The sequence below is a fragment of the Streptomyces sp. NBC_00510 genome, assembly GCA_036013505.1.
Lineage (GTDB): Bacteria > Actinomycetota > Actinomycetes > Streptomycetales > Streptomycetaceae > Actinacidiphila.
This window is the reverse complement of sequence record CP107851.1, coordinates 1,310,122-1,334,236: the sequence shown is the minus strand read 5'-3', so window position 1 is coordinate 1,334,236 and position 24,115 is coordinate 1,310,122. Positions and strand designations below refer to the sequence as shown.

The 24,115-nt window shown below is 72.7% G+C and carries 23 protein-coding genes and 1 pseudogene; 15 read left to right on the top strand and 9 right to left on the bottom strand.

Annotated elements, in window-relative coordinates:
- Window positions 1-12 precede the first annotated feature (12 nt).
- From OG937_05970 to OG937_05955, 4 genes are all read left to right on the top strand, one after another.
- Window positions 13-609, top strand: coding sequence for an MBL fold metallo-hydrolase (locus OG937_05970; GenBank protein WUD71268.1), 597 nt, complete (start codon window positions 13-15; stop codon window positions 607-609).
- 163 nt (window positions 610-772) lie between these two features.
- Window positions 773-1,333 (top strand): GNAT family N-acetyltransferase, encoded by a 561-nt coding sequence (locus OG937_05965; GenBank protein WUD71267.1) that lies wholly within the window; start codon window positions 773-775, stop codon window positions 1,331-1,333.
- A 57-nt stretch (window positions 1,334-1,390) separates the two neighbouring features.
- Window positions 1,391-1,768 (top strand): signal peptidase I, encoded by a 378-nt coding sequence (locus OG937_05960; protein WUD71266.1) that lies wholly within the window; start codon window positions 1,391-1,393, stop codon window positions 1,766-1,768.
- A gap of 432 nt (window positions 1,769-2,200) precedes the next feature.
- A complete protein-coding gene (locus tag OG937_05955) occupies window positions 2,201-4,564 on the top strand; it encodes a M4 family metallopeptidase (protein ID WUD71265.1) in 2,364 nt (787 codons plus the stop codon).
- A gap of 42 nt (window positions 4,565-4,606) precedes the next feature.
- Here OG937_05955 and OG937_05950 read toward each other — a convergent pair whose 3' ends face one another.
- The gene (locus OG937_05950) at window positions 4,607-4,729 is read right to left on the bottom strand and encodes a hypothetical protein (protein WUD71264.1); all 123 of its coding nucleotides are present in this window, start codon (window positions 4,727-4,729) and stop codon (window positions 4,607-4,609) included.
- A 216-nt stretch (window positions 4,730-4,945) separates the two neighbouring features.
- On the opposite strand from OG937_05950, the gene OG937_05945 reads away from it, so the two are divergent.
- The 3 genes from OG937_05945 (at window position 4,946) to OG937_05935 (ending at window position 7,141) form a co-directional block, all read left to right on the top strand.
- Window positions 4,946-5,284: a hypothetical protein gene (locus OG937_05945; GenBank protein WUD71263.1), complete on the top strand. Its 339-nt coding sequence runs from the start codon at window positions 4,946-4,948 to the stop codon at window positions 5,282-5,284.
- A gap of 26 nt (window positions 5,285-5,310) precedes the next feature.
- Window positions 5,311-6,171 (top strand): helix-turn-helix transcriptional regulator, encoded by an 861-nt coding sequence (locus tag OG937_05940; protein WUD71262.1) that lies wholly within the window; start codon window positions 5,311-5,313, stop codon window positions 6,169-6,171.
- Between the two features lie 136 nt (window positions 6,172-6,307).
- Complete coding sequence (locus tag OG937_05935) at window positions 6,308-7,141, top strand: oxidoreductase (protein WUD71261.1); 834 nt, start codon at window positions 6,308-6,310, stop codon at window positions 7,139-7,141.
- Window positions 7,142-7,228: 87 nt separating this feature from the next.
- Here the strand turns inward: OG937_05935 and OG937_05930 are convergent, their stop codons facing one another.
- Genes OG937_05930 through OG937_05915 form a run of 4 tightly spaced genes read right to left on the bottom strand, consistent with a single transcriptional unit; the run spans window position 7,229 to window position 12,409 of the window.
- Window positions 7,229-9,184: an aminotransferase gene (locus OG937_05930; protein WUD71260.1), complete on the bottom strand. Its 1,956-nt coding sequence runs from the start codon at window positions 9,182-9,184 to the stop codon at window positions 7,229-7,231.
- On the bottom strand, window positions 9,181-10,551 hold the full coding sequence (locus OG937_05925; GenBank protein ID WUD71259.1) for a hypothetical protein: 1,371 nt from the start codon (window positions 10,549-10,551) through the stop codon (window positions 9,181-9,183). The genes OG937_05930 and OG937_05925 overlap by 4 nt, the downstream gene beginning before the upstream one ends.
- A complete protein-coding gene (locus tag OG937_05920) occupies window positions 10,548-11,348 on the bottom strand; it encodes a sugar phosphate isomerase/epimerase (protein WUD71258.1) in 801 nt (266 codons plus the stop codon). Before OG937_05920 ends, OG937_05925 begins: the two co-directional genes overlap by 4 nt.
- 14 nt (window positions 11,349-11,362) lie before the next feature.
- Entirely contained in the window at window positions 11,363-12,409 is a 1,047-nt protein-coding gene (locus tag OG937_05915; GenBank protein ID WUD71257.1) for a zinc-binding alcohol dehydrogenase, read from the bottom strand.
- 152 nt (window positions 12,410-12,561) lie between these two features.
- On the opposite strand from OG937_05915, the gene OG937_05910 reads away from it, so the two are divergent.
- The 8 genes from OG937_05910 to OG937_05875 all read left to right on the top strand — a co-directional run bounded on the left by OG937_05910 (window position 12,562) and on the right by OG937_05875 (window position 20,373).
- Window positions 12,562-13,962 carry an extracellular solute-binding protein gene (locus OG937_05910; GenBank protein WUD71256.1) on the top strand — a complete coding sequence of 467 codons (1,401 nt, stop codon included), beginning with the start codon at window positions 12,562-12,564 and terminating at the stop codon, window positions 13,960-13,962.
- 34 nt (window positions 13,963-13,996) lie between these two features.
- Entirely contained in the window at window positions 13,997-15,004 is a 1,008-nt protein-coding gene (locus tag OG937_05905) for a sugar ABC transporter permease (protein ID WUD71255.1), read from the top strand.
- On the top strand, window positions 15,004-15,873 hold the full coding sequence (locus tag OG937_05900) for a carbohydrate ABC transporter permease (GenBank protein WUD71254.1): 870 nt from the start codon (window positions 15,004-15,006) through the stop codon (window positions 15,871-15,873). The genes OG937_05905 and OG937_05900 overlap by 1 nt, the downstream gene beginning before the upstream one ends.
- Before the next feature lie 35 nt (window positions 15,874-15,908).
- Window positions 15,909-17,105 carry an ROK family protein gene (locus OG937_05895; protein WUD71253.1) on the top strand — a complete coding sequence of 399 codons (1,197 nt, stop codon included), beginning with the start codon at window positions 15,909-15,911 and terminating at the stop codon, window positions 17,103-17,105.
- A 15-nt stretch (window positions 17,106-17,120) separates the two neighbouring features.
- Window positions 17,121-17,993 (top strand): Gfo/Idh/MocA family oxidoreductase, encoded by an 873-nt coding sequence (locus OG937_05890; GenBank protein ID WUD71252.1) that lies wholly within the window; start codon window positions 17,121-17,123, stop codon window positions 17,991-17,993.
- Between the two features lie 103 nt (window positions 17,994-18,096).
- Window positions 18,097-18,963, top strand: coding sequence for an NAD-dependent epimerase/dehydratase family protein (locus OG937_05885; protein WUD71251.1), 867 nt, complete (start codon window positions 18,097-18,099; stop codon window positions 18,961-18,963).
- Between the two features lie 76 nt (window positions 18,964-19,039).
- On the top strand, window positions 19,040-19,915 hold the full coding sequence (locus tag OG937_05880) for a LysR substrate-binding domain-containing protein (GenBank protein ID WUD71250.1): 876 nt from the start codon (window positions 19,040-19,042) through the stop codon (window positions 19,913-19,915).
- A 104-nt stretch (window positions 19,916-20,019) separates the two neighbouring features.
- Entirely contained in the window at window positions 20,020-20,373 is a 354-nt protein-coding gene (locus OG937_05875) for a WhiB family transcriptional regulator (GenBank protein ID WUD71249.1), read from the top strand.
- 70 nt (window positions 20,374-20,443) lie between these two features.
- On the opposite strand, the gene OG937_05870 is transcribed toward OG937_05875, so the two are convergent.
- From OG937_05870 to OG937_05855, 4 genes and pseudogenes are all read right to left on the bottom strand, one after another.
- Window positions 20,444-20,869 (bottom strand): nuclear transport factor 2 family protein, encoded by a 426-nt coding sequence (locus OG937_05870; protein WUD71248.1) that lies wholly within the window; start codon window positions 20,867-20,869, stop codon window positions 20,444-20,446.
- A 121-nt stretch (window positions 20,870-20,990) separates the two neighbouring features.
- On the bottom strand, window positions 20,991-21,785 hold the full coding sequence (locus OG937_05865) for an oxidoreductase (GenBank protein WUD71247.1): 795 nt from the start codon (window positions 21,783-21,785) through the stop codon (window positions 20,991-20,993).
- A 141-nt stretch (window positions 21,786-21,926) separates the two neighbouring features.
- Window positions 21,927-23,124, bottom strand: a pseudogene (locus OG937_05860) (hemin transporter).
- A 162-nt stretch (window positions 23,125-23,286) separates the two neighbouring features.
- Entirely contained in the window at window positions 23,287-24,087 is an 801-nt protein-coding gene (locus tag OG937_05855; protein ID WUD71246.1) for an alpha/beta hydrolase, read from the bottom strand.
- Window positions 24,088-24,115 lie beyond the last annotated feature (28 nt).

The window sequence follows — 24,115 nt, the reverse complement described above, 5'->3', positions numbered from 1 at the left end:
TACGTTCGGGCCATGCGGATCACCAAGTACACCCACGCATGCGTGCGCATCGAGCACGAGGGGCGCGTGCTCGTCGTCGACCCCGGGACGTGGAGCGAGCCGGCCGCACTGACCGGGGCGGACGCCGTACTCGTGACGCACGAGCACATCGACCACGTCGACGTCCTGCGCCTGGCCGGGCTCGGCGTACCGGTCCACGCCCCCGCCGACGCGGACGTCCCGCGGCTGGAGGCGATCCGGGTCACCCCCGGTTCGGAGTTCACCGCCGCGGGTTTCCGCGTGCGCGCGGTCGGCGGCCGTCACGCGCCCGTCCACGCGGGCCGGCCCGCCTGCGCGAACCTCGGTTACGTCATCGACGACGCCGTCTACCACCCCGGTGACGCCCTGCGCGTGCCCGGGCAGCCGATCGAGACGCTCATGGTTCCGCTCCAGGCCTCCTGGCTGAAGACGACCGAGGTGATCGACTTCGTCAACGCGGTCGCACCGCGGAGGGCGTTCGGGATCCACGACGGCCAGATCAACGAACGCGGCCTCAGCAGCGTCAACGGCTGGCTCGCGGAACAGACCGACCACGGCTACCGGTACCTGCGGCCCGGCGAATCGCTCTGAACGTGAGGGTGCTTCCCCGGCGACGGCGACGGCGATACCGGGGGACCGGCGGCCGGCCGGCCCTTCGGCGCCCACCGCCGACGTCCACGCACAGATGGCCCACGGGTGAACGCCGTTCGTCGGGAAGCGGTACCACGGGGGCCGGCGGCACTACGATCGCGCGATGGCTGACGACACCTTCCTCGCGCACGGCCCCCGGGTGGCCATCCGGCGGATCACCGCACGCGACCACGAAGAGATCGGCGCGCTCGCCCGAGAGAGCGCCGCACTGCACGCGCCCTGGGTGCCCGCGTGGGAGCACACCCCCGAGTCCTTCCGCGACTGGGTCGGGCGCTTCGACCACCCGACGCACGAGGGCTTCGTGATCTGCCTCCCCGGGACCGGCGCCATCGTCGGCGGGGTCAACATCAACAACATCGTCAGGGGCACCATTCAGAGTGGTGCCCTCGGCTACGTCGCGTACGCGGCGACCGCGGGTCGCGGCTACATGACGGAGGGGCTGCGGCTCGTGATGGCGTACGCCTTCGGTGACCTCGGCCTGCACCGGCTGGAGGCCAACATCCAGCCCGCGAACGTGGCGTCGATCAGGCTGGTGGAGCGGCTGGGCTTCGAGCGCGAGGGGTACTCCCCGCGCTTCCAGTACCTGGACGGCGCCTGGCGGGGCCACGAACGGTGGGCCGTGACGGCCGAGATGGCGGTGGGCGAACCCCGCGAGGCGGACTGAGGCACGCACGCCGCCGGGCGCCGAGGACGGTCGTGGCGCGGTGTTAGCGTCCCGGCCATGGACGAGAGCGTTTACGTGGGCAATGCCGGTGAGGACGCGCCGCTCGACAAGGGCTGGCTGCTGGGGCACTTCAAGGAGGCGGGCGACCCCCGGCACAGTGACGCCGTGGAGATCAAGTGGGGCGTCCATCCGGCGGGGGACGAGCGCGGGGAGTGGGTGCGCGGCGAGGAGCGGACGGCGCTGCAGGTCCTCGTCAGCGGGCGGTTCCGGGTCGACTTCCCCGGCCGGTCCGTGGTGCTGGCGCGGCAGGGGGACTACGTCGTCTGGGGCAAGGGCGTGGACCACTCGTGGGTGGCGGAGGAGGACTCGACGGTGCTGACCGTCCGCTGGCCGTCCGTGCCGGGCTACGCGGTCCCGGCCGCCGAGGAGGAGTAGCGGCCCCGCCCTGCGGCCCGCGGGGAGCTGGCTCGAAATTTTCGGCGGCACCGCCGAGTTGAGCCGCTCGACGCCGATGACGGCCCCACCGGCCCCGTATTGATCAGGGAAAAGGTCCGCAGATCCGCATCATCCGGGCGGTGTGGCGTGTCCGCCACCGTGGCTGGAACTGATCGCTCGGCATCGTCACTTCACTGTTGCCGCACCGTAAATCCGCACGTGGTCGGCTCGCCGTGGGACCGCTCCCACGGTGAGCGGCTGACCGACTTTCGGACAATGATCTCCGCAGTGATGACAGTGGACGAACATGCTGAAACGATCCCCCACGTCGTGCGGGCATCACTCGCACGTCACCTCGCGGAGGCATCAAGAGCCTCCAATGTTCCCCTCCCCAACGGCCGTTCACGCGGCCGTTCACAAGGAGCTCCACGAGTGACGAACCATCCCGCTGTCACGGGCGCCAGTTCACCGCCGAATCCCTCTCCCACCCGCCGTGCGCGCGGAGCACGCGGCCGCGTCGCGGCGACCGCCGCCGTGACCCTGGCCGCACTGCTGACCCCCCTCCTCCCGGCCACCGGCGCCGCCGCCGCGTCCGAGGGCGACGGGACGGCACCGCGCAAGATCGTCGCGGAGTCCCGGCCCGGGGCGCGCTCCGTGGCCCTTTCCGCCGCGCAGCGCAAGCGGCTGCTCAAGGCCGCGTCCGACGGACGTACCACCACCGCCCGCGCCCTCCAACTGGGCGACAAGGAAGCGCTGATACCCAAGGACGTCATCAAGGACGCCGACGGCACGGTGCACACCCGTTACGAGCGCACCTACGCCGGGCTCCCGGTCGTCGGCGGCGACCTGGTGGTCCACGAGCGGGCGGGCGGACGCACCGTCAGCAAGGCGTCGCCGGCGCGGGTCGCGGTGCCGACGACGAAGGCCGCCGTCAGCGCCGCGAAGGCGAAGAAGTCCGCCCTCTCCGCCGCCAAGAGCGAGCGGACCCAGGACCTGGCGGCGGAGGGCGCCCCCCGTCTGGTCGTCTTCCTCGGCGACGGCAAGCCCACCCTCGCCTGGCAGTCCTCCGTCACCGGCACCCAGAAGGACGGGACCCCGAGCCGGCTGAACGTCGTCACCGACGCCGCGACCGGCAAGGAGCTCCAGAGCGTCGAGGAGATCCGCTCGGGCACCGGCAACAGCCAGTACAGCGGCCAGGTGCAGATCGGCACCGTGAACAACGGCGGCGTCTACGAGCTGACCGACACCGAGCGCGGCGGGCACAAGACGTACGACCTGACCGGCGTGGGCGGCATCGGCAACCTGGTCACCGACGACGACGACGTCTGGGGCGACGGCACGCTCTCCGACCGCCAGACCGCCGCCGTGGACGCCGCCTACGGCCAGCGCGAGACCTGGGACTTCTACAAGGAGCGCTTCGGCCGCAACGGCATCGCCGATAACGGTGTCGGGGCGTTCTCCCGCGTCCACTACGGCGACTCGTACGCCAACGCCTTCTGGGACGACGGCTGCTTCTGCATGACGTACGGCGACGGCCGCGGCAACGAGCACCCGCTCACCGAACTCGACATCGCCGCCCATGAGATGACGCACGGCGTCACCTTCGCCACCGCCAACCTCACCTACACCGGGGAGTCCGGCGGCCTCAACGAGGCGACCAGCGACATCATGGCCACGGCCGTGGAGTTCTCCGCCGACAACCCCGCCGACGTCCCCGACTACATGATGGGCGAACTCGCCGACGTCCGCGGCACCGGCAAGCCGCTGCGCTACATGGACCAGCCGTCCAAGGACGCCGACCCCGTCAAGGGCACCTCGCTGGACTACTGGACGCCGCAGCTGAAGAAGGAGGACGTCCACCACAGCTCCGGCCCGGCGAACCACTTCTTCTACCTCCTCTCCGAGGGCAGCGGGAAGAAGACCATCAACGGCGTCGCCTACGACAGCCCCACCTTCGACGACCTGCCGGTCGCCGGCATCGGCCGGGACAACGCGACCGACATCTGGTACCGGGCGCTGACCACCTACATGACCAGCAGCACCGACTACGCCGGGGCCCGCACCGCCACCCTCCAGGCGGCCGCCGACCTGTTCGGGCAGGGCAGCGACACCTACGAGGCCGTCGGCAACGCCTGGGCGGCGGTCAACGTCGGCGCCCGCTACGTCAACCACATCGCCATCGTGACGCCCTCCACCCGCCCCGTGGCCGTCGGACAGCCGATGAGCCGTCAGATCGAGGCGGTGGGCTCCAGCCCCGGGCGGTTGGTCTACTCCGCGCACAAGCTGCCCAAGGGCCTGTCCGTCAACCCGCGCACCGGCCTGATCAGCGGCACGCCGAAGAAGGCCGGCACCTACAAGACGGCCATCACCGTCGAGAACACCGCCCAGCGCGGGGCCAAGCGCACGGTGCGCTTCGACTGGCCCGTCCTGGCGTCCGGCGGGCGCTTCTTCGTCAACCCCGCCCGCTACGACATCCCCAACTGGAAGACGATCGAGTCGCCGCTGATCGTGACCGGCCGCAAGGGCAAGGCGTCCAGCGACCTCAAGGTGACGATCGACCTCGTCCACCCGTGGGTCGGCGGCCAGATCGTCACCCTGGTCGCCGAGGACGGTACGGAGATCCCGGTGAAGCCCTGGTACTGGGACACCGGCGAGGGTGAGGTGCACGCCACGTACACCGTGGACGCCTCGGCGGTCCCCGCCAACGGCACCTGGAAGCTGCGGGTCACGGACAACACCCCCGGCATCTTCACCGTCGACCCCGGCTACCTCGACCGCTGGAGCCTGACCTTCTGACCACCGGGCGCAGCCGGTGCCGCTCCGGCACCGGCTGCGCCGTCACGGTCGGGCGCCGGACCGTGCCCCGGCACGGAAGGACGCCCGGTAGGTCTGCGGTGCGACGACACCGTTGGTGCAGCCGGCCTCGCGGGCGACGGCGTCGACGCTCAGGCCGGGCGCCATGGCCGCGGCGTACGACGTGCGGGCAGACGTCGATCCCGGCCGCCGTGCCCGCTGAGGTCAGGATGGCCCCGCGGGCGCGGGGCGCGTCCGGCCGGTTGCCGCAACCGAAGGGTGCGGTGGCGTGTACCTGCCGTACGTCGGCTATCAGGCCAGTCCCCAGAGGCCGCGCCGGAGGCACGTACGACCAGTACGTGGACAGCCTCGACGCCTCGGGGCGTGCCTACCAGGACCGGGTGCCGCTGGTGCTCTCCACGGCGGGCGCCGCGGAGCGCCCGGGCGGCACCATCCGGGTCCGGCGACGGTGTCCCCACCGTCCACGTCAGCGGCGGCAAGGCCTCGCTCGACCGGGTCCGCGCCGTCGCCGGGCGCTTCGGGCGGGACGGCGTCGCGATGCTGTTCGCCGGGGCCGCGCGTACGGCCCTAATCGACGGCTGCCTCACGCTCACCGCCGCCGAGGCCGCCGAGGCCGCGGTGACGCAACCTGAGACAGGACCCGCCCGAAGGAGCCGCCCGGGACTCCGCACGAAGGCCTCCGGCCGGGGGGCGCCCCGGTAGGGACGCGCAGCGTCGATAATCGACGTATGAGTCAGCGGAACGCTTCGAACACCACGCTGGGTGACTTCCTGCGGGCGTGCCGTTCCCGGGTGAACCCCGGAGACGTGGGCCTGCCGGACGACGGGCGGCACCGCCGGGTGCCGGGACTCCGGCGGGAGGAGCTGGCGCAGCTGGCCAACGTGAGCGTGGACTACGTGGTGCGCCTGGAGCAGGGCCGTACGGTGCACGTCTCGACGGCGGTGCTGGAGTCGCTCGCGCGGGCGCTGCGCCTGCGGCCCGACGAGCGCGACTACCTGCTGCGGGTCGCCGCGGCCGGCGCCGAACCGTCCTCCTCCGCGCTGCCGCGCATCCGGCCGCAGACGCAGACCCTGCTCGACGGGCTGCAGGAGTACCCGGCCCTGCTGCTGAGCCACCGGCTGGACGTCCTGGGCTGGAACCCGCTGGGCGCGGCGCTGATCACCGACTTCGCCGCCGTTCCGGAACCGCAACGCAACCTGGTGCGCATGGCCTTCCTGGACCCGGCCTTCCGCGAGCTGTACGCGGACTGGCGGACCGTCGCCCGCGAGTGCGTCGCCTACCTCCGCATGGGCGCGGCGCGCGACCCGCAGGACCCGCGGCTGAAGGCGCTGGTGCGGGAACTCTCCGACGCCGACGCCGACTTCCGCCGCTGGTGGTCGGACCACCGGGTGCGGACCCGGGCCGCGGGCCAGAAGACCTTCCGGCACCCGGTCGCCGGCACCATGACGCTGGACTTCCAGAGCCTCGTCGTGGGCGACGACCCGGACCAGACCGTCTTCGTCTACACCGCGCAGCCCGGCACACCGGCGCACGAGGCCCTGCGCTTCCTGGCCACCTGGTCGGCGAGCCCCGCCGCCGTGCGCCCGTGACCGGAACCGCCTGGTACTGCCGGTCCCAGGAAGCCCTCGCCTACGGTTGATCCTTCTCTGGCCCGCCCTTTGCCGCGGGCACACGCTGGGACACGTCGACAGAACGACCCCCAGTGATCATGAGGAGCACACCACCATGACGACGTGGTTCATCACCGGCGCATCCCGCGGGTTCGGCCTGGAAATCGCCCGGCAGGCCCTCGAGCGGGGCGACAACGTCGTGGCCACCGCCCGTACCCCCCGCGCCGTGGAGGAGGCCCTCGCGGCCCACGCCGACCGGCTGCTGGCCGTACCGCTCGACGTGAACGACGAGGAGCAGGCCCGGGCCGCCGTCGAGGCGGCGGTCGAGCGGTTCGGCACGATCGACGTCCTCGTCAACAACGCGGGCAGGGGCCTGCTCGGCGCGGTGGAGGAGACCAGCGACGCCGAGGCGCGCGCGGTGTTCGACACCAACGTCTTCGGACTGCTGACCGTGACCCGTGCCGTCCTGCCCGTCATGCGGGCCCGGCGTTCCGGACGGATCGTCAACCTCAGCTCGGTCGGCGGATTCGTCGGGTGGGCCGGCTGGGGCCTTTACTGCGCGACCAAGTTCTCCGTCGAGGCCGTGACCGAGGCCCTGCGGCTGGAGCTCGCGCCGCTCGGCATCCAGGCGACCGCCATCGAGCCCGGCCCGTTCCGGACGGACTTCCTGGACTCCTCCTCGCTGCACCGCACCGAGCGGGTCATCGAGGACTACCAGGAGAGCGCGGGAGGCATGCGCGACTGGGCCGACGACAGCAACCACGCCCAGGACGGCGACCCGGTGAAGGCGGCGGCCGCCATCATCACCGTCGCCCGGGCGGAGGAGATGCCGGCCCGGATCCCGCTGGGCAAGGCCAGCCTCGCCGACGTGGAGGACAAGCTCGCGGGAGTGGCCCGCGAGATCGCGACGTGGCGGGACCTCGCCCTGTCCACCGACTTCACCTCGTGACCCGGGCAGGTTCCGCGGCACCGTGAAGGCCCCGGGTCCCCCGCTGTGGCGGCGGGGGACCCGGGGCCCGGGCCGTGCCGGCCGGTCTCAGCGCAGAGCCTCGGGGCCGCCGTTGAGCGCGGTGAGCAGTGCCAGAGGCGTGGCCGCGGCCCAGGCCTGCGGCGAGCAGGAGTGCGGATACGGCACGGGGACCGGGTGCTCGTCCCGCCCGTACCCGGCCATCACCTCCGGCAGCCGCCAGTCGTGCGCGGCGGCCGCCTGGACCAGCCCGTGGGCGATCTTTGAGGCCTCCTCCGCCAGACCGCTGCGCGCCAGCCCCAGCACGACGACCGCGTTGTCGTGCGGCCAGATGCTGCCGCGGTGGTACGACAGCGGGTGGTAAGGGGCCTGGCCCGACGCCAGGGTGCGCACCCCCCAGCCGGAGAAGAAGTCGGGCTGCAGCAGGCGCCGACCCACCGTCCGCGCGTCGGCGGGGTCGAGGATGCCGGACCACAGTAGGTGCCCGGCGTCCGAGGCGAGGGCGTCGACGTGCCGGTCCTCGCCGTCCAGGGCGAGGGCGGGGAAGTCCGGGCCGCTCATCCAGAAGTCCCGGCGGAACCGTTCCCGCAGGTCCGCCGCGGCCTTCTCGAGCCGGGCCGCCTCCTCGGCGTCGCCCCACACGGTCCGGGCCAGGCGCGCGGTGCGGACCAGGGCGTCGTAGGCGTAGCCCTGGACCTCGGCGACGGCGAGCGCGCCCTCGGGCCGGCGGCCGTCGGCGAAGCAGATGGCCCCTTCGGAGTCCTTCCAGTTCTGGTGCGCCAGCCCGCCGCGCGCGGCGTCGGAGGTGTAGCGGAGGTAGCCGCTCCCGCCCAGCCCGCCGTCGCGGAACATCCACTCCACCGCGGCACGGGCGTGCGGCTCCAGGCGCCGTGCGAGCCGCGGATCGCCGGTCGCCGCGCTGTGGGCCTCCAGCAGCACCAGGAACAGCGGCGTGGCGTCGGCACTGCCGTAGTAGCGGCCGTAAGGCACCTGCCGGAAGTGGGCGAGTTCGCCGTGCCGGACCTCGTGCACGATCCTGCCCGGCTGCTCGAGGCGGGCCGCGTCGTGCCGGGTGCCCTGGGTGGCCGCCAGCGCGAGGAGGGTGTCGGCGGCCAGCTCCGGCCGGTACGGCAGCGCGAACAGCGAGGTGAGCAGCGAATCGCGGCCGAAGAGGGTGAGGAACCAGGGGATGCCGGCCGCGGGCACCAGCAGCGGCTCGCCCGCCGGGCCCGTCGCCGGTACGCGGAGCCGGGCCAGGTCGGCCAGGCCCGCCGCGCAGGCCCGCGCGAGCTCGTCCCAGTTGGTGAGCGAACGCGGCCGCGGCCGCGCCTGGACGAAGCCGTCCTCCTCGGCGGCATGCCGGTTGCGGACCGCCATCGGGTCCGGGGGAGCGGCCGGTTCCGCGGCGCCGTGGGGCACCGCCCGGACGCTCAGGGCGAGCTCGGCCGCACCGTGTCCGGGCAGGGACAGCCGCCAGGTGAGCAGGCGTGCGGTGCCTTCCGGCGCGGGCCGGCGGACTTCCGCGGGGGCGGGGGAGGCGGTGACGGTGGTCCGCGCGTCCCAGTCCTCGCCGCGCCGGTAGCGGAAGGTGACGCCGTCCGGCCGGTCCTCGACGGTGCGCCGGCCGTCGGCCTTGTCGTAGTGCCGGTGGTCGCCCCGCAGCTCGAACTGGTCCGCGAAGTCGGCGTCCACCTCCAGCGCGATCTCCACCGTCGCCGGCTCCGCGCGGTTGCTGACCACGCGGACGCGCTCGGTGAGCGCACCCGCCACGACGGCCTGCCGGCGGAAGAGCGAGTACGCGGGAGGTTCGTCCCGGCCGCCCTCCGGGGTGAGCACGAAACCGTCGTCGGAGGAGGTCAGCAGGGACGGCGCGACGCCGTCCGCGGTGAGCCGCCAGCGGCTCAGGTGCCGGGCGTCGCGGAGGAAGAGGCCGTCCGGGGTGTCGCCACGGCGTCCGGTGATGTCGCCGGAGCGGCTGGTGGAGGCGAAGGTGCCGCGGTGGACCAGCAGACGTTCGACGGTCATCGGGCGGGCTCTCCTTGCGGTGTCCGGTGCAGCAGGTCCAGGGCCAGTGCCGCGGTCCAGCTGAAGCGGCGGATGCCGCGGCCCTGGCCACTGTGCGGTTCGACGTACTCGGCGAAGCCGGTGCGGCGGGCGTCGTCGAGCGCCTGGTCGCGCAGGGCGTCGGCCGCCTCGGTCGCGCCGTGCTGCCGCAGGCCTCGGTGGACCAGCCAGGCGGTGTTGAACCAACTGGGGCCCCGCCAGTAGCGGTTGCCGTCGTACTCGGGGGCGGTGAGGTCGTAGCTCGGCACCAGGTGCACCCGGCCGAGCCGGAAGCGCTCGCCGTGCGCCGTCGCGATCAGCGACCGCACGACGGTGTCCGGGAGGCCGGGCACGATCAGCGGTACGAGTCCCGCGACGCTGTGGCCGCGGACGGCCTCGCCGGTCGTCAGGTCACGGGCGAGGAAGATGCCCGAGGCGGGGTCCCACAACCGGTCGACCAGCGCGGCCGTGGCCTGCGCCGCCTTCCGGCGGTGCGGTCCGGGGTCCGCGCCGGTGGCTGCGGCGATCTCGGCGAGGGCGTGCTCGGAGGCGATGAACAGGGCGTTGAAGCAGGGGTCCTCGAGGGCGAAGGCGTGCGGGGTGCGCGCGTCGTCGTAGCCGTGGTCGCGGTAGTCGGCGGCGAGCCGGACGTAGCGGCCATAGTCGAGGTCGGTGGGGCGGTCGTCGGGCGCGCTGTGGTCGAGGTCCGCCCTGCGGAAGGACTCCGGCGGGGCCGGTTCGACCCTGGCGAGGGCCGCGTCCCAGACCGGGCTGTTGTCCAGGCCGGGCTCCCAGGGGTGCACCACGGCCGCCAGCCCGCCGCCGCCCAGGTCGCGCGAGGCGGCGAGGTAGCGGTGCCAGGCGGCGAGCCGGGGGTACATCCGGCGCAGGAAACCGCGGCGCCGGGACTCGGCCGGGTCCGCGAGGTGGACCTGCCAGGCGGCGAGGGCGTGCACCGGCGGCTGGACGATGCCGGAGGTCTCGATGTCCGCCGGCGCGCCCGAGGCGGCGCCCGCGCCCGAACTGCGCCAGAAGTCGGGGCTCGGGAAGTACGCGTCCAGGGGCACCGAGGGGTTGAAGACGATGTGCGGGACACGGCCGTCGCGCCACTGCGCCCCCAGCAGGGTCTCCAGTTCGCGCTGGGCCCTGCGCGGGGCGAGCCGGGCCAGCCCGACGGCGATGAAGGCGGAGTCCCAGCTCCACTGGTGCGGGTAGAGGGTGCGCGAGGGGACGGTCGCCGCGCCCGTCCAGTTGGACAGCAGGACGCGGGCGGCGGCCCGGCGCAGCGCCGCGTCCCGGTCCCCTTCGCGGTCCGGGGACCGCAGGGCCGGTTCGAGGACGGCCGTCATCCGGCGGCCCGGTGCAGGAACGCGGGGACGGACCGCACGGCGTCGACGGGGTCACCGGTCAGACGGCACTCCGCGGCCAGGTAGCCGTCGTACCCGGCGGCGTCCAGCGCCCCGAGCCAGGCCGGCCAGTCCAGGTGGCCGGCGCCGGGCTGGAAGCGGTTGGAGTCGCTGACCTGGGCGTGGCCGATCAGCGGTGCCACGGCCAGGATGGCCGCCGCGGGATCGGTCTCCTCGATGTTCATGTGGTAGCTGTCGATCCCGATGCGCACCGAGTCCAGACCCACGGTGCGGATCAGGTCGGCGGCCTGCTCCAGCCGGTTGACCATGTGGTCCTCGTAGCGGTTGAGGGGCTCCAGGAAGAGCGTGACACCCTCGGCGCGGGCGTGCTCGCCCAGTTCCGTCAGACCCGCAAGGAGCACCTCGCGGTCCTCCTCCTCGCTGCGCGGCGGCTCGAAGGGCGGCAGCCGGCGGGAGAACATGCCGTACGAGGCGGGGGTCTGGGCGCCGCGGCCGCCGAGTTCGGCGATGACGCTGAGCTGCGACTTCATCTGGGCGAGGGCGTCACGGCGCAGGTCGGGGTCGAAGGCGCCGAAGAAGTGCAGCATGTCGACGCAGACGGTCGGCATGACGACTCCGTCGGCCTGGGCCCTGCGCAGTTCGGGGAGCCGGTCGCGGAAGTGGAGGTCGCCCTTGCCGCGCAGTTCGATGGCGTCGTAGCCGGCTTCCTGGGCGAACTCCCACTTCTGCTGGAGGGTGTCACCGGGCAGTAGCTGTTCCTGGCAAGCGGTCTTGAACATGATCGAGGGGCCTCTCAGAACTCCAGGACGACCTGGAGCGCGTCGGCGGGACGCTCATCCAGCAGGACGTAGGCTTCGGCCGCGTCGGCGACCGGGACGACATGGCTGACGAGGGACTTCACGTCGACGCGGCCCTCGGCGACCAGCCGCAGGAAGGTCTGCTGGAGGCGTTCGACGCTCCAGCGCCCGCTGAGCTGCGGCGGGACCCCGCCGATCTGGGAGCAGATCAGCTGCACGCGGTTGTGGTGGAACTCGTCGCCGAGCCGCAGGCCCACGCCGTCGCCCTGGTAGAAGCCGGAGGCCACGACGCGCCCGCCGACCGCGACCGAGCGCAGGGCGTCGTGCAGGGCCGGGTAGGCGCCGCTGATCTCGATGGCGACGTCGGCGCCGCGGCCGTCGGTGGCGGCGCGGATCCGCTCGGCGACCGCGTCCGTGCGGGCGTTGAGGGTGGTCGTCGCGCCGTACTCCGCGGCCTTGGCGAGGCGGACGTCGAGCGCGTCGACCGCGGTGACGCGGGCGCCGTTCAACTGGGCGAGCCGGGTGGTGAGCAGCCCGATGACGCCCTGGCCGAAGACGGCGACGTCCTCACCGAGGTGGACGTCGGCGCCGAGGACGGCGTTGTACGCGATCGCCCCGACGCGGGCGAAGGCACCGGCCAGCGGCTCCAGGCCGGCCGGGAGCACGTGCCCGACCATGCGCTCGGCGGGCACGACGCCCTCGCTGCGGTGGCCCCAGATGCCCCAGACGAGGTCGCCCACGGCGGGCATGCCGGGGACGTCCGTGAGCTCGGGTGAGACTTCCGTCACCTCGCCGACCTCGGAGTACCCCCAGCCCGCGACGGGGTACTCGATGCCCGCCGCGCCCTCGCGGAACAGGCGCGCCTCCGGGTCCCAGGTGCGGGTCAGGTACGGGTTGGTGCCGCGGTACGCGGTGAGCTCGGTGCCCGCCGAGATGCCGGAGTAGCGGGTTCGTACGCGCAGATGGCCAGGGGGCAGGGGGACTGACTCGCTCGGGGCGACCTCCACCTGACGGGGGCCGGTGAACTGGACTACGCGTTCCACAGGGGACTCCGGAAAGATCGGTTATGCGGTCCGTTCAGCCATCGAAGGCTGACTTACGTCGAAGATATCCGAGACTTAAGTCTTGTCAACAAGCAAAAGTGGTGCTCTGATGCAACGCGTACGTAACGCAAGGCTGACGATGAGGACGGTTGATGCGCATGTGGTCCCGACGGTCGAGGGCGCTGGCGAGCGGCTTGGCCGCCGTAATGGGAATCGGGGTGATGTCCGGCTGCGCGGCGCAGGACAACGGGAAACCCGACAACAAGATCACCGTCTGGAGCCTGGAGAACCTCACCGACCGCGTGGAGGCGACGAAGAAGACCATCGCCGCCTTCGAGAAGGAGTCCGGGGTCAAGGTGAACCTGGTCGGGGTCGACGAGGGACAGCTGCCGCAGCTGATCATGTCGGCCGCCGCCGCGGGCACCCTCCCCGACGTCATCGGCGGCATACCCCTCGCGCCGGTCTGGCAGATGTACAGCAACGGCCTGCTGAACACCGACGCCACGAAGAAGATCGTCGACGATCTGGGGTCCGGTACCTTCAACAGCAACGCCCTCAAGCTGACCGGCGACGGCGCCACCCGCCTCGGCGTGCCCAGCGACGCCTGGATGCAGATCCTCGTCTACCGCAAGGACCTCTTCGCCAAGGCGGGTCTCGCCGCCCCCGACAGCTACGACGCGATGCTCAAGGCCGCGCGGAAGCTCAACAGCGGCGGCACCAGCGGCATCTCGCTCTCCACCGACCCCAGTGACGTCTTCACCCAGCAGAGCTTCGAGGACATCGCCCTCGCCAACGGCTGCGAACTCGCCGACGCCAAGGGCGACGTCACCCTCGACAGCCCGCAGTGCGAGCGCGCCTTCGACGCCTACGACAAGCTCGCCGGCGAATATGGCGCCCCCGGCACCCAGACCGTGGACACCACCCGGGCCACCTACTTCGCCGGCCGCTCCTCCATGATCGTCTGGTCCACCTTCCTCCTCGACGAGCTGGCCGGGCTGCGCAACGACGCCCTGCCCAGCTGCGCCCAGTGCAAGAAGGACCCGCAGTACCTCTCCGACAACAGCGGGATCGTCACCGCGCTGAGCGGTCCCGACGCCGCCAAGCCCGCCCAGTTCGGCGAGGTCTCCTCGTGGGTCGTGACCAAGACCGCCGAGACCGCCGCCTCGGAGAAGTTCATCGAGTTCATGATGGGCGACGGCTACCAGGGCTGGTTCGGCATGGCCCCCGAGGGCAAGATCCCCGTCCGGGCCGGAACCGCCGATGATCCGCAGAAGTACCTCAAGGCCTGGCGGGCCAGCGACATGGGCGTGGACACCAAGAAGTCCATGGAAGAGGTCTTCTCCCCGCAGCTGCTCGACGAACTCGCCGCCGGCGTCGGCAACATGAAGCGCTGGGGCATCACCCAGGGCCAGGGCGCACTCGTGGGCGCCACCATCGGCGAACTGCCCATCCCCAAGGCGGTGGGTGACATGACCACCGGCCAGACCTCCCCCCAGGAGGCGGCCGAGGAGGCCGACGAGGAAGTCGCGTCCCTGCAGAAGTCCCTCCAGTGAGCCGCCCCCGGCCTCGTCCTTCAAGGAAGCAGTGATGAGCACCGCACAGAGCACACAGCAGCGGAGAACGCCGGAGGCGGACACCGCGAACACCAAGTCCCAGCGCCCGCTGACCCTGGCCCAGCGGGAGAACCGCGCCGGACTCGCCTTCGTCTCGCCCACCCTCCTGGTGGTCCTGGTCGTCGTGGTCCTGCCGATCGCCTGGACCGTCCTGCTGGCCTTCCAGCACGCCCGGCTGGTCGACATCCAGGGCATGGGCTTCCTGTCCAACTGGACCTGGGGCAACTTCGGCGAGGTCTTCACCTCGCCCGGCTTCTGGACCTCGCTGTGGACCACCCTGGTCTACACCGTCGGCGCCACCGCCGGCTCCATCGTCCTCGGCCTGATCGCGGCGCTCGCGCTGCGCCGCCCCTTCCGCGGCCGGGCCCTGCTGCGCGGCACCATGCTGCTGCCCTACGTCGCGCCCGTCGTCGCCGTGACCTTCGTCTGGGAGATCGCGCTCAGCCCGCAGTTCGGCATCGTGAACGAGGTCGGCACCAAGCTGTTCGGCTGGGACGAGCCGGTCGCCTTCCTGTCCACCAGGTCCCAGGAGATCTCGCTCCTCGGGTGGCACGTGCACGTGCCGCTGGCCCTGCTCACCGTGATCGCCTTCGAGACCTGGCGCTACTTCCCGTTCGCGTTCCTGTTCCTGATGGCCCGTCTGCAGGCGGTCCCGGAGGGGCTGGAGGAGGCCGCCGTCGTCGACGGTGCCACCATCACGCAGCGGTTCCGCCACATCCTCCTGCCCCAGCTGATGCCGGTCATCGCCCTGCTGTCGGTGCTGCGCTTCATCCTCACCTTCAACAAGTTCGACGACATCTACCTGCTCACGGGCGGCGGCTCGGGCACCGACGTGGTCGCGGTACGCGTCTACGACTTCCTCACCGCCCGCTACGACGTGGGCGCCGCCGCGGCCCAAGCCCTCGTCCTCGCCGCGATCCTCGCCGTGCTGCTCGGCATCTACTTCAAGTTCTTCGCCAAGAAGGTTCAGGAGGAGGCGTGATGGCCAGTCGCGCACAGATCGAGGACCGCACCTTCGGGGTCCTTCGCTGGGTGGTGATCGCCGGACTCGCGGTCATCACGATCTTCCCCTTCTACTACATGCTGCTGCTCTCGGTGAAGCCGATCGACCAGCTGCTGCTCGACCCCGGCAAGCTCTGGGTCGGCACCTCCGAGCTCACGCTCGACACCTACCGCACCGTCCTCAAGTCGGTCGACGACGGTGGCCAGGGCTTCCTGCGGATGCTCGGCAACTCCGCCCTGGTGGCGCTCGGCACCATGCTGCTGACCCTGCTGGTGTCGGTCCCGGGCGCCTACGCCATCACCCGCCTGAAGTTCTTCGGCGGCCGGCAGGTGAGCGCGCTGTTCCTGGCCGTCTACCTCTTCCCGGCGACGCTGCTCGCGGTGCCGCTGTTCGTCATCTTCGCCCGGATCGGCCTGCAGGGCAGCCTGTTCGGCCTCGCGATCGTCTACATCGCGCAGACCGTGCCGGTGTCCATCTACATGCTGAAGAACTACTTCATCACCATCCCGGAGAGCATCGAGGAGGCCGCCGCCCTCGACGGCGCCTCGCGGCTGCAGACCGTGCGCAAGGTCGTCCTGCCGCTGGCCGCCCCGTCGTTGATGGCCACCGGGCTGTACGTCTTCATGATCGCCTGGAACGAGTTCCTCTTCGCGCTGCTGTTCCTCGCCGCCGAACCCGGTAAGTGGACGGTCTCCCTGGGACTGCAGCAACTGGCCAACGGCATCGAGGTGCCGAAGACCGTCCTCATGGCAGGCTCCGTCGTGCTGACGCTTCCCGTGGTACTCCTTTTCTACGCGGCCGAACGGCTCCTCACCGAGGGCCTGACCAGCGGCGCGGACAAGAGCTGAGCACCATGGCCCGACACGAGGGGGAGCGAGGACGGATGGCTACGCCCTGGAGCACCGCCGGACACCTGCTGGAACTGATCAGGACCGGGCAGGCGACCACCCGTGGGGAACTCCAGCGCGTGACGGGCCTGTCCCGCTCCACCGTCGGCCAGCGGCTGGACCAGCTCTTCGCCGCGGGCTGGCTGCGCACCGTACCCGGCGGGCAGTCCACCGGCGGACGGCCCTCCACGCACCTGCAGTTCGACTCCGGGCACGCCGCCGTGCTCGCCGCCGACCTGGACACCACCAGCGCCCGCGCCGCGGTGCTGGACCTGTCCGGCCGGGTACTCGCCGAGCACACCGGGGAGTTGCTGCTCGACCAGGGCCCGGAGCGGGTGCTGGACGAACTCGGCCGGTGGTTCGCCAAGCTCCTCGTGGCCGCCGGCGTCCCGGCGGCCACGGTGTGCGGCGTCGGCCTGTCGGTGCCCGGCCCCGTCGACTGGACCACCGGCGTGGTGGTCCGGCCGCCGATCATGCCCGGCTGGGACGGCTACCCCGTCCCGGCCCGGATGCAGGAGGCGCTCGCCCGCCACGCCGGACTGCCCGCCTCGGTGCCGGTCCTCGTCGACAACGACGCCAACCTGATGGCCCTGGGCGAGCAGCGCGACTCCTGGCGCGACTGCTCGGCCTTCGTCCTGGTCAAGGTGTCCACCGGCATCGGCGCGGGCGTCGTCATCGACGGCAGCGCCTTTCGCGGGATCGACGGCGGCGCGGGCGACCTCGGGCACATCCGCCTGCACGACGCGTCCGACGCCCTGTGCATGTGCGGCTCCCACGGCTGCCTCGCCGCCGTCGCCAGCGGCCGCGCGCTGGCCGGGCAGCTCAGCGCCCTCGGCGTGCCGGCCGGCTCCGCCGCGCAGGTACGCGAGCACCTCGACGCCGGCCACCCCGGCGCGGTGCGCCTGGCCCGCGAGGCCGGCCGGCGCTGCGGCGAGGTGCTGGTCACGGTCGTGACCCTGCTCAACCCCGGGGTCCTGATGATCGCCGGAGACCTCGCCGAGACCCACTTCGTCACCGGGGTGCGCGAACTGCTCTACCAGCGCGCGCTGCCCCGGGCCACCCGCAACCTGCAGGTCGTGACCTCCCGGCTCGGTGACCGCGCCGCCCTCGCCGGCGCCACCGCCATGGTGGTCGAGCACCTCTACGCCCCGGACCAGGCCAACGAACGCCTGACCGCCGCGGCCCCCAACTGACCCTGGAGCACCACCGTGAACACCCCTGCCCCCGTCGAGGTCGGGCTCATCGGCGCCGGCCCCTGGGCCCGCGCCATGCACGCGCGGATCCTGGCCGCCGGGCCCGAGACGCGGCTCACCGCCGTCTGGGCCCGCCGGACCGAGGCCGCCCGCGAGATCGCCGACACCTACGGCGCGGCGACGGCCGGCAGCCCGGAGGAACTCTTCGACCGCTGCGAGGCCGTGGCCTTCGCCGTGCCGCCCGCCGTCCAGGCCGAACTGGCCGTACGGGCCGCCAAGGCCGGCAAGGCCCTGCTGCTGGAGAAGCCGCTCGGGCCCGACCTGGCCTCGGCACGCGCGGTCGCCGAAGCCGTCGCCGAGGCCGGTGTCGTCTCCCAGATGGTGCTGACCAAGCGCTACCAGGCCGAGACCCGCGCCTTCCTGCGGCGCGCACGGGAGGCCGAGGTCACCGGCGCCCGGTCCTGCTACCTGCACGGGGCCTTCCTCGGTGGGGAGTTCGCCACCGGCTGGCGCCTGGAACAGGGCGCCCTGCTCGACCTCGGTCCGCACCTCATCGACCTCCTCGACGCGGCCGTCGGCCCCATCACCTCGATCCGCGCCACCGGCGACCCCCGGCGATGGGTCGAGGTCACCTGCGAGCACGAGAACGGGGCGGTCAGCCAGGCCTCCCTCTCCGGCAGCGTCCGGCTGGCCAAGCCGCGCACCCGGATCGAACTCCTCGGCCCCGGCGGAGAGCTCGTCTACGACACCTCCGCCATCGACCACGAGGAGGGCTGGCCCGTCCTGCGCGCCGAGTTCGCCGCCGCCGTGCGCTCCGGCCGCGCGGGCGAGCTCGACGCGCGACGGGGACTGCGCCTGCAGGAGCTCATCGACGCCGCCCTGCGCTGATACCCGGGGGGTATCACAGGGCGGGGAACAGGTCTTGGACGCGGTGCCCGCCCCGCCCGAAGACTCGGAGGTGTCACAGGACACCACGAGAGAGGCGAGCGTCATGAAGGTCTTCCTCACCGGAGGCTCCGGTTACATCGGACGGGCCACCATCGAGGCCCTGGTGCGCCGGGGGATCCAGGTCGTCGCCCTGGTGCGCAGCGAGGACTCGTCCCGGGTCGTCGGCGACCTCGGGGCCGCCCCCGTGCGGGGGGAGCTGACCGATACGGACGTGCTGCGGGCCGCCGCGCGCGCCGCCGACGGGGTCATCCACCTGGGTCAGCACTACGGTCCCGGCACCGCCGAGGTCGACCGGGCGGCGGCCGAGGCGCTGCAGGACGGCGCCGGGCCTCGGCCCTACGTGCACACCGGCGGGGCGTGGGTATACGGCGACACCGACGGCGTGGCCGACGAGGACGCCCCGCTGTCCCCGCCGCGCCTGACCGCCTGGCGGCTGGAGAACGAGAAGCGCGTCCTGGCCCGGGCCGCGACCGGCGAACGGCCGGTCGTGGTCATGCCCGGCCTGGTCCACGGCCGCGGCGGCGGACTGGTCGAGGCCTTCTACGCGGCTCCGGGCCGGGAGACCGGCTCCGTGCCCTGCGTGGGCGACGGCGCCAACCACTGGTCGACCGTGCACGTCGACGACGTCGCCGAGCTCTACGCGCTGGCGCTGAACGCCGCGCCCGGCTCGGTGTACGCCGGGGTCGGCGACCTCCACCCGACCCAGGCGGAGATCGCCCACGCGGTGAGCCGGGCGATCGGCCACCCCGGGTCGGTCCGGCACCTGACCGAGGCGGAGGCCGAGGAGCGGATGGGCCCCATCGCGGAGGCCTTCGCCCTCGACCAGCGGCTCACCGGCGCCCGGGCCCGCCGGGAGCTGGGCTGGCGTCCCTCCCGGCTCGACCTCGCGGCCGACCTCGCCCGCCCCTGAGCCTCCCCGCTGAGGAGTGCGGGCCGGGCGGATACGCTCGGATGTGTCCGTCCCGGTGAGCAGGCGAGGAGGGGCCGTGGATCTGGATCTGCGCAAGCTGCGGTACTTCGTCGCGGTGGCCGAGGAGTTGCACTTCGGGAGGGCGGCGCAGCGCCTGCACATCGCGCAGCCCGTGCTGTCGCGGCAGATCAGGGCGCTGGAGAACGAACTCAAGGTGCGGTTGTTCTCCCGCGACCGCCGCAGCACCGAGCTCACCCCGGCCGGCACGCAACTCCTCGCCGACGCCGGACCGCTCCTGGCGGCCGCCGACGCCACCCGCCGGCGCGCCGTCCGGGCGGCCCGCGGCCTCGCCTCCTTCACCGTGGGCTTCATGCCCGGACTGATCGTCACGAGTGCCGTGCGGGAACTCTCCCGCCGGCACCCGGACCTTTCGGTCGACGTCGTCAGGACGAATTGGGACGACCAGACGGAGGTGATCCTCGACGGACGCGTCGACATCGGCTACGTCAGGATGCCCGTCGACACCCGCGGCCTGGCGACCCGCAGCCTCCTCGCCGAACCCCGCGTCGCCGTCCTGCCCGCGGACCACCCCTACGCGGGCAAACCCGCCCTGCGCATCGCGGACCTCGCCGGCGAGCACCTCCTCCAGGACCCCGCCGCCGTCCCCGAGTGGCGGGACATCGCGCGCGAGCTCGCCGACCCGCAGCAGCGGTCGGCCGTCTCGGGCTTCCGTTCCGTCGAGGAGAAGCTGGAGAGCGTGGCGGCGGGCCGCGGCCTCGTCGTGCTGCCGCTCTCCACCGCGACGTACTACACCCGCGCCGACATCGCCCACGTCGCGATCGAGGACATCGGTCCCAACCGCGTGTTCCTGGCGTGGGACGGCACCCGGCACGACCCGCTCATCGAGGAGTTCGCCGACATCGCCGTCGCCCGCGCCGACTCGTCCGCCTGACCGCTGAACGGTTTCCGCACCCGCTCCGTACTGAGGGCACGGGGACGAGAGGAGAAGCCCCGCGCGAAGGCGCGACAGGGCGGCGGAGCGGGAGAGAGACGCCGATGAAGCTTGACGTGGTGGGGGAGCCGGGGCCGACGGGCCTCGCGGGCGAGTCCGACGTCTGGGTGGAGAACTGGGGAGCGCAGGCCATGTGCCGGATGGAGGACCCGGACGTGCTGTTCGTCCAGGGCGCCGCCCAAAAGCGCGTCAAGGCCGTGTGCGGCGGATGCCCCGTGCGCACCGAATGCCTGGCCGACGCCCTCGACAACCGTACCGAGTTCGGGATCTGGGGCGGTATGACGGAGCGTGAGCGCCGCGCCCTGCTGCGCCGCCGCCCCACCGTGACCTCCTGGCGCACCCTGCTGCGGACGGCGCGGCAGGCCTACGAGCGGGGTCCGCAGCAGGCCTCGGCCTGAACACCGGAGCAGGGGGGCCGGGCCCGTCGGGCTCGGCCCGTCGGCCTCGCGGCGACCGGAGGGCCGCCCCTCAGGCCGGAGCCCCGTCGCCCTTGGTCGCCGCGGTGACGGGCCGGTCCTCGACGTAGGCGTCGAACCCGACGATCCTGCCCTCCTCGACGGTGAAGACGTGCACGACCGCGGAGTCGAAGGCCTGGCCGGTGTCGCGTCCGGTGCCCTGGGTCCGCCCCACGGCGACGACCTGGCCGCCGGCATCGAAGAGCCGCTCGATCTCGATGCGGCTCTCGATCAGGTCGAAGGTCTTCCTGAAGAACGCGGCGAAACCGGCGAGTCCGGAATACGTGCCGCCGTAGGGCAGGGCCTCGGTCACCCGGATCCGGATCTCGGGGGAGGCGATGGCCGTCAGCGTGTCGCGGTCGGAGCGCAGCATCGCGTCGTACATCGCCTCGGCGACCTCGCGTGGGGCCGAGGTCCCGGATCCGGGTGTCTCGGGCATGGCGATCTCCTGAGGTGATTCAAGGATCAACTGTTGGGAAGGTTGTCGGATCGTAGGCGAGCATAGGGGAGTCGTGGACCCGCTCGCCGGGCTGTCCGCGGACTGTCCAACGGCGCGGGCCTCAGAGGGTCTTGATCAGGCCGCCGTCGATGGTGAAGTCCGCTCCCGTGACGTTCCCGGTGCGGTCGCTGGCGAGCATGAGGACGAGGTCCGCCACCTCCTCCGGCGTGGTGAGGCGTCCCGTGGCGAGACCGCCGAGGCCCGCGAGGAGTTCCGCGACCGCGCTGTCGAGGTCCTTGCCCATGGCCTGGGCCACCTGGTCGGCCATCCCGTTCTCGCCGGTCCAGATGTCGGTGGACACCGGCCCCGGGGCGATCGAGTTGACCCGGACCCCGAGCGGGCCGACCTCCTTGGACAGCGCCTTGGAGAAGTTGGTCAGGGCCGCCTTGGACGCGGTGTAGTCGATCACGCCGGGGTCGGGCAGGAAGGCGTTCACCGAGCTGACCGTGACGACGGCCCCGCGGGATTCCAGCAGTCCGGGCAGCGCGGCGCGGCAGGCCCGCACCGCGCTCATGAGGTTGAGGTTCATGGTCGCCAGCCACTCCTCGTCGGTGACCGACAGGAAGCCGCCGAGCCGCGGCTGGACGGCGCCGACGTTGTTGACCAGGACGTCGATCCCGCCGAACCGCTCCACCGCGGTCGCGACCAGCCGCTGGACGCCTTCCTGGGTCGCGAGGTCCCCGGCCACCGGCACGACGTCGTACGACCCGGCGAGCTGGGCCAGGCCCGCCCCCGGCGTGCGGGCGCCGGCGACCACGCGCGCGCCCTCCTCCGCGAAGGCGCGGACGGTGGCGAGCCCGATGCCCCGGCTGGCTCCGGTGACGACGACGGTCTTGTCCTTGAGGTGCAGGTCCATGGCGAGCCTTTCTTGATTGATTGATACAGATCTCGGGCCCGGTCGCGGGTGGTGCGTTCCGGGTCGCTGGTTGAAGGCTAAACCAATCTGGATTGTCCGATCAAGTAATTCCCGCCCGGCGTGACGCGCCCCACGTGGACGTCAGCTCGGGGCGTGCCACAGGTCCGGACCGAACACCTCGTAGCGGATCGCCGCGGGGGCCACCCCGGCGTGCACCAGCCTCGGCCGCAGTGTCCTGGTGAAGGACGTCGGTCCGCACAGGTAGGCGCGCGTTCCGGGCGCCACCTCCACCTGCGACAGGTCGGGCGCCCCCTGGCGGGCGTGGGGCAGTGCCCCCGCCGGGTCCTCGTACCAGACGTGCAGACGGCCGCCGAGCCGCCGTACGCACTCCTCCACCTCGAAGCGCAGTGGATGCGTCCACGGTGTGCGGTCGTGGTGGAGCACGGTGACCGGACGGCGCGATCCGGTGGCGCTCAGTTGCCGCAGCATGCTGACCAGCGGCGTGACGCCGATGCCGGAGGAGGCGAGGAGGAGCGGGGCGTCGGATGCGTCCAGGACCACCTCGCCGTACGGCGGCGACACCTGGACGGTGGCCCCGAGGCCCAGGTGCTCGTGGAGGAAGGTCGACACCTCTCCGGCCGGGCGCGCCCCGTCGCCGCGGTGCCTGCGCACCGTGATCCGCCACAGGGGGTCCTGCGGCGCCGACGACAGGCTGAACTGGCGCAGTTGGAAGGCCCCGTCCGGCAGCGCCGCGGCCACGGTGACGTACTGCCCGGCCAGGAACGGCTCGGCGGGGGCGCCGTCCACCGGCTGCAGGTGCAGGGAGACGACGTCGAAGGCCTCCTCGGCGCGCTTGACGACCTGCCAGTACCGCCACGCCTCGCCCGGTTCGGCGCCCACCGACGCGTAGAGCTCCCGCTCGGCGCCCGCGAGGCCCGTTCGCCATCAGCCAGTACGCCTCCTCCCAGGCCGCCGCGGCCTCGGGGGAGAGCGCGCCGCCGAGCACGTCGGAGAAGGCCCGCATCAGGTGGTGGTGCACCAGCGCGTACTGCTCCGGTGTGACCCCCACCGAGGCGTGCTTGTGCGCGATCCTCCGTACGACGTCCTCGGGCCGGATGTACGGCCGGTGCGCCAGCAGCGACGCGAAGCCGACGAGGGCGGAGGCGACGGCGTTCTGCTGCTCCCCGTTCGCCTGGTTGCCGCGGTTGAACATGCGGTGCAGGAGGTCGGGGTGCTCGTCGAAGAGCGACCGGTAGAAGTGCCGGGTGATGTCGGTGATGACCGGGCCCACCGACGGCAGGCTCTCGGCGGTCAGGTCGCGGGACCGCTCGGACAGCATGGGGTTCCCCAACTCGGACGTGGTGCGGGCATGCCGCGGCGAACCGGCGTCGCGTCGCGCTGCGCGCGGGGCGGCACGACGCAAGCGGCTTAACTTGCATCCGATACTTATCGCGTGCAGGGGTGACGCACCGGGCCGCCCGCTCCCGTCAGGCGGGCCGCGTCATCCGAGCCCGTCGAGGAAGGCGGTCATCGCCTGGCGCAGCGCGTCAGGGCGCTCCAGATGGAGGTCGTGGCCCGTCCCGGGAACGCCGACGGCCACCGCCCGCGGCTGCCGACGGCACATCTCCTCGGCCTCCTCGGCCCCGATGATCCCCTTCTCGGCCAGGACGACCAGCGTCGGGCACCGCAGCGCCTCCCACTCCGCCCAGAAGTCCCGCTCCGCGTTCTCCCGCAGGGACGCGACCATGACGTCCCGCTCGAAGCGCGGCCACCAGCCGTCCTCGCGCCGCTCCAGGCCCTCCGCCCAGCCCCTGCCGACCGGGCCTCCGCCGAGGAAGGCCGCGGCGGACTCCACCGAGGGGAACGGCACCGGCCAGGAATCCAGCCACGCTCCGATGTCCCCGGGAACGTCCGGGTTCGGGCCGCCGGGACCCGCCTCGACCAGCACCAGGGCCCGGACCAGGTCCGGACGGGCCGCGGCGGTCAGCATGGCGGTGTGGCCGCCGAGCGACTGGCCCACCAGGATCGCCGGCCCGGTCCCCGACTCCGCGATGACGGCGGCGGTGTCGGCGACGTAGGCCGCGCGGGAGACGTCCCCGGGATGCCGCTCGGAGGCGCCGTGCCCCCGCTGGTCCACGGCGACCACGCGATGACGGTGGCTCAGCCACTGCGCCGTGTGGTCCCATTCGCCCGCATGGCCGGCCAGGCCGTGCAGCAGGACCGCCGACGGCCCCGGACCGGGCAGGTCCCGGCACTCCAGCCGTACGCCGTCACGGACCACGGTCATCCGGGACCACGTCATCACGAACCCCTTCCCCCTCCCGGCGCGG

Bases quoted from the DNA above. Each gene is read 5' to 3' on its own strand.
- OG937_05970 (WUD71268.1), top strand. From the start codon at position 13: ATGCGGATCACCAAGTACACCCACGCATGCGTGCGCATCGAGCACGAG.
- OG937_05965 (WUD71267.1), top strand. From the start codon at position 773: ATGGCTGACGACACCTTCCTCGCGCACGGCCCCCGGGTGGCCATCCGG.
- OG937_05960 (WUD71266.1), top strand. From the start codon at position 1,391: ATGGACGAGAGCGTTTACGTGGGCAATGCCGGTGAGGACGCGCCGCTC.
- OG937_05950 (WUD71264.1), bottom strand. From the start codon at position 4,729: ATGGCGCCCGGCCTGAGCGTCGACGCCGTCGCCCGCGAGGCCGGCTGC.
- OG937_05940 (WUD71262.1), top strand. From the start codon at position 5,311: ATGAGTCAGCGGAACGCTTCGAACACCACGCTGGGTGACTTCCTGCGG.
- OG937_05935 (WUD71261.1), top strand. From the start codon at position 6,308: ATGACGACGTGGTTCATCACCGGCGCATCCCGCGGGTTCGGCCTGGAA.
- OG937_05930 (WUD71260.1), bottom strand. From the start codon at position 9,184: ATGACCGTCGAACGTCTGCTGGTCCACCGCGGCACCTTCGCCTCCACC.
- OG937_05925 (WUD71259.1), bottom strand. From the start codon at position 10,551: ATGACGGCCGTCCTCGAACCGGCCCTGCGGTCCCCGGACCGCGAAGGG.
- OG937_05920 (WUD71258.1), bottom strand. From the start codon at position 11,348: ATGTTCAAGACCGCTTGCCAGGAACAGCTACTGCCCGGTGACACCCTC.
- OG937_05910 (WUD71256.1), top strand. From the start codon at position 12,562: ATGCGCATGTGGTCCCGACGGTCGAGGGCGCTGGCGAGCGGCTTGGCC.
- OG937_05905 (WUD71255.1), top strand. From the start codon at position 13,997: ATGAGCACCGCACAGAGCACACAGCAGCGGAGAACGCCGGAGGCGGAC.
- OG937_05900 (WUD71254.1), top strand. From the start codon at position 15,004: ATGGCCAGTCGCGCACAGATCGAGGACCGCACCTTCGGGGTCCTTCGC.
- OG937_05895 (WUD71253.1), top strand. From the start codon at position 15,909: ATGGCTACGCCCTGGAGCACCGCCGGACACCTGCTGGAACTGATCAGG.
- OG937_05885 (WUD71251.1), top strand. From the start codon at position 18,097: ATGAAGGTCTTCCTCACCGGAGGCTCCGGTTACATCGGACGGGCCACC.
- OG937_05875 (WUD71249.1), top strand. From the start codon at position 20,020: ATGAAGCTTGACGTGGTGGGGGAGCCGGGGCCGACGGGCCTCGCGGGC.
- OG937_05870 (WUD71248.1), bottom strand. From the start codon at position 20,869: ATGCCCGAGACACCCGGATCCGGGACCTCGGCCCCACGCGAGGTCGCC.
- OG937_05865 (WUD71247.1), bottom strand. From the start codon at position 21,785: ATGGACCTGCACCTCAAGGACAAGACCGTCGTCGTCACCGGAGCCAGC.
- OG937_05855 (WUD71246.1), bottom strand. From the start codon at position 24,087: ATGACGTGGTCCCGGATGACCGTGGTCCGTGACGGCGTACGGCTGGAG.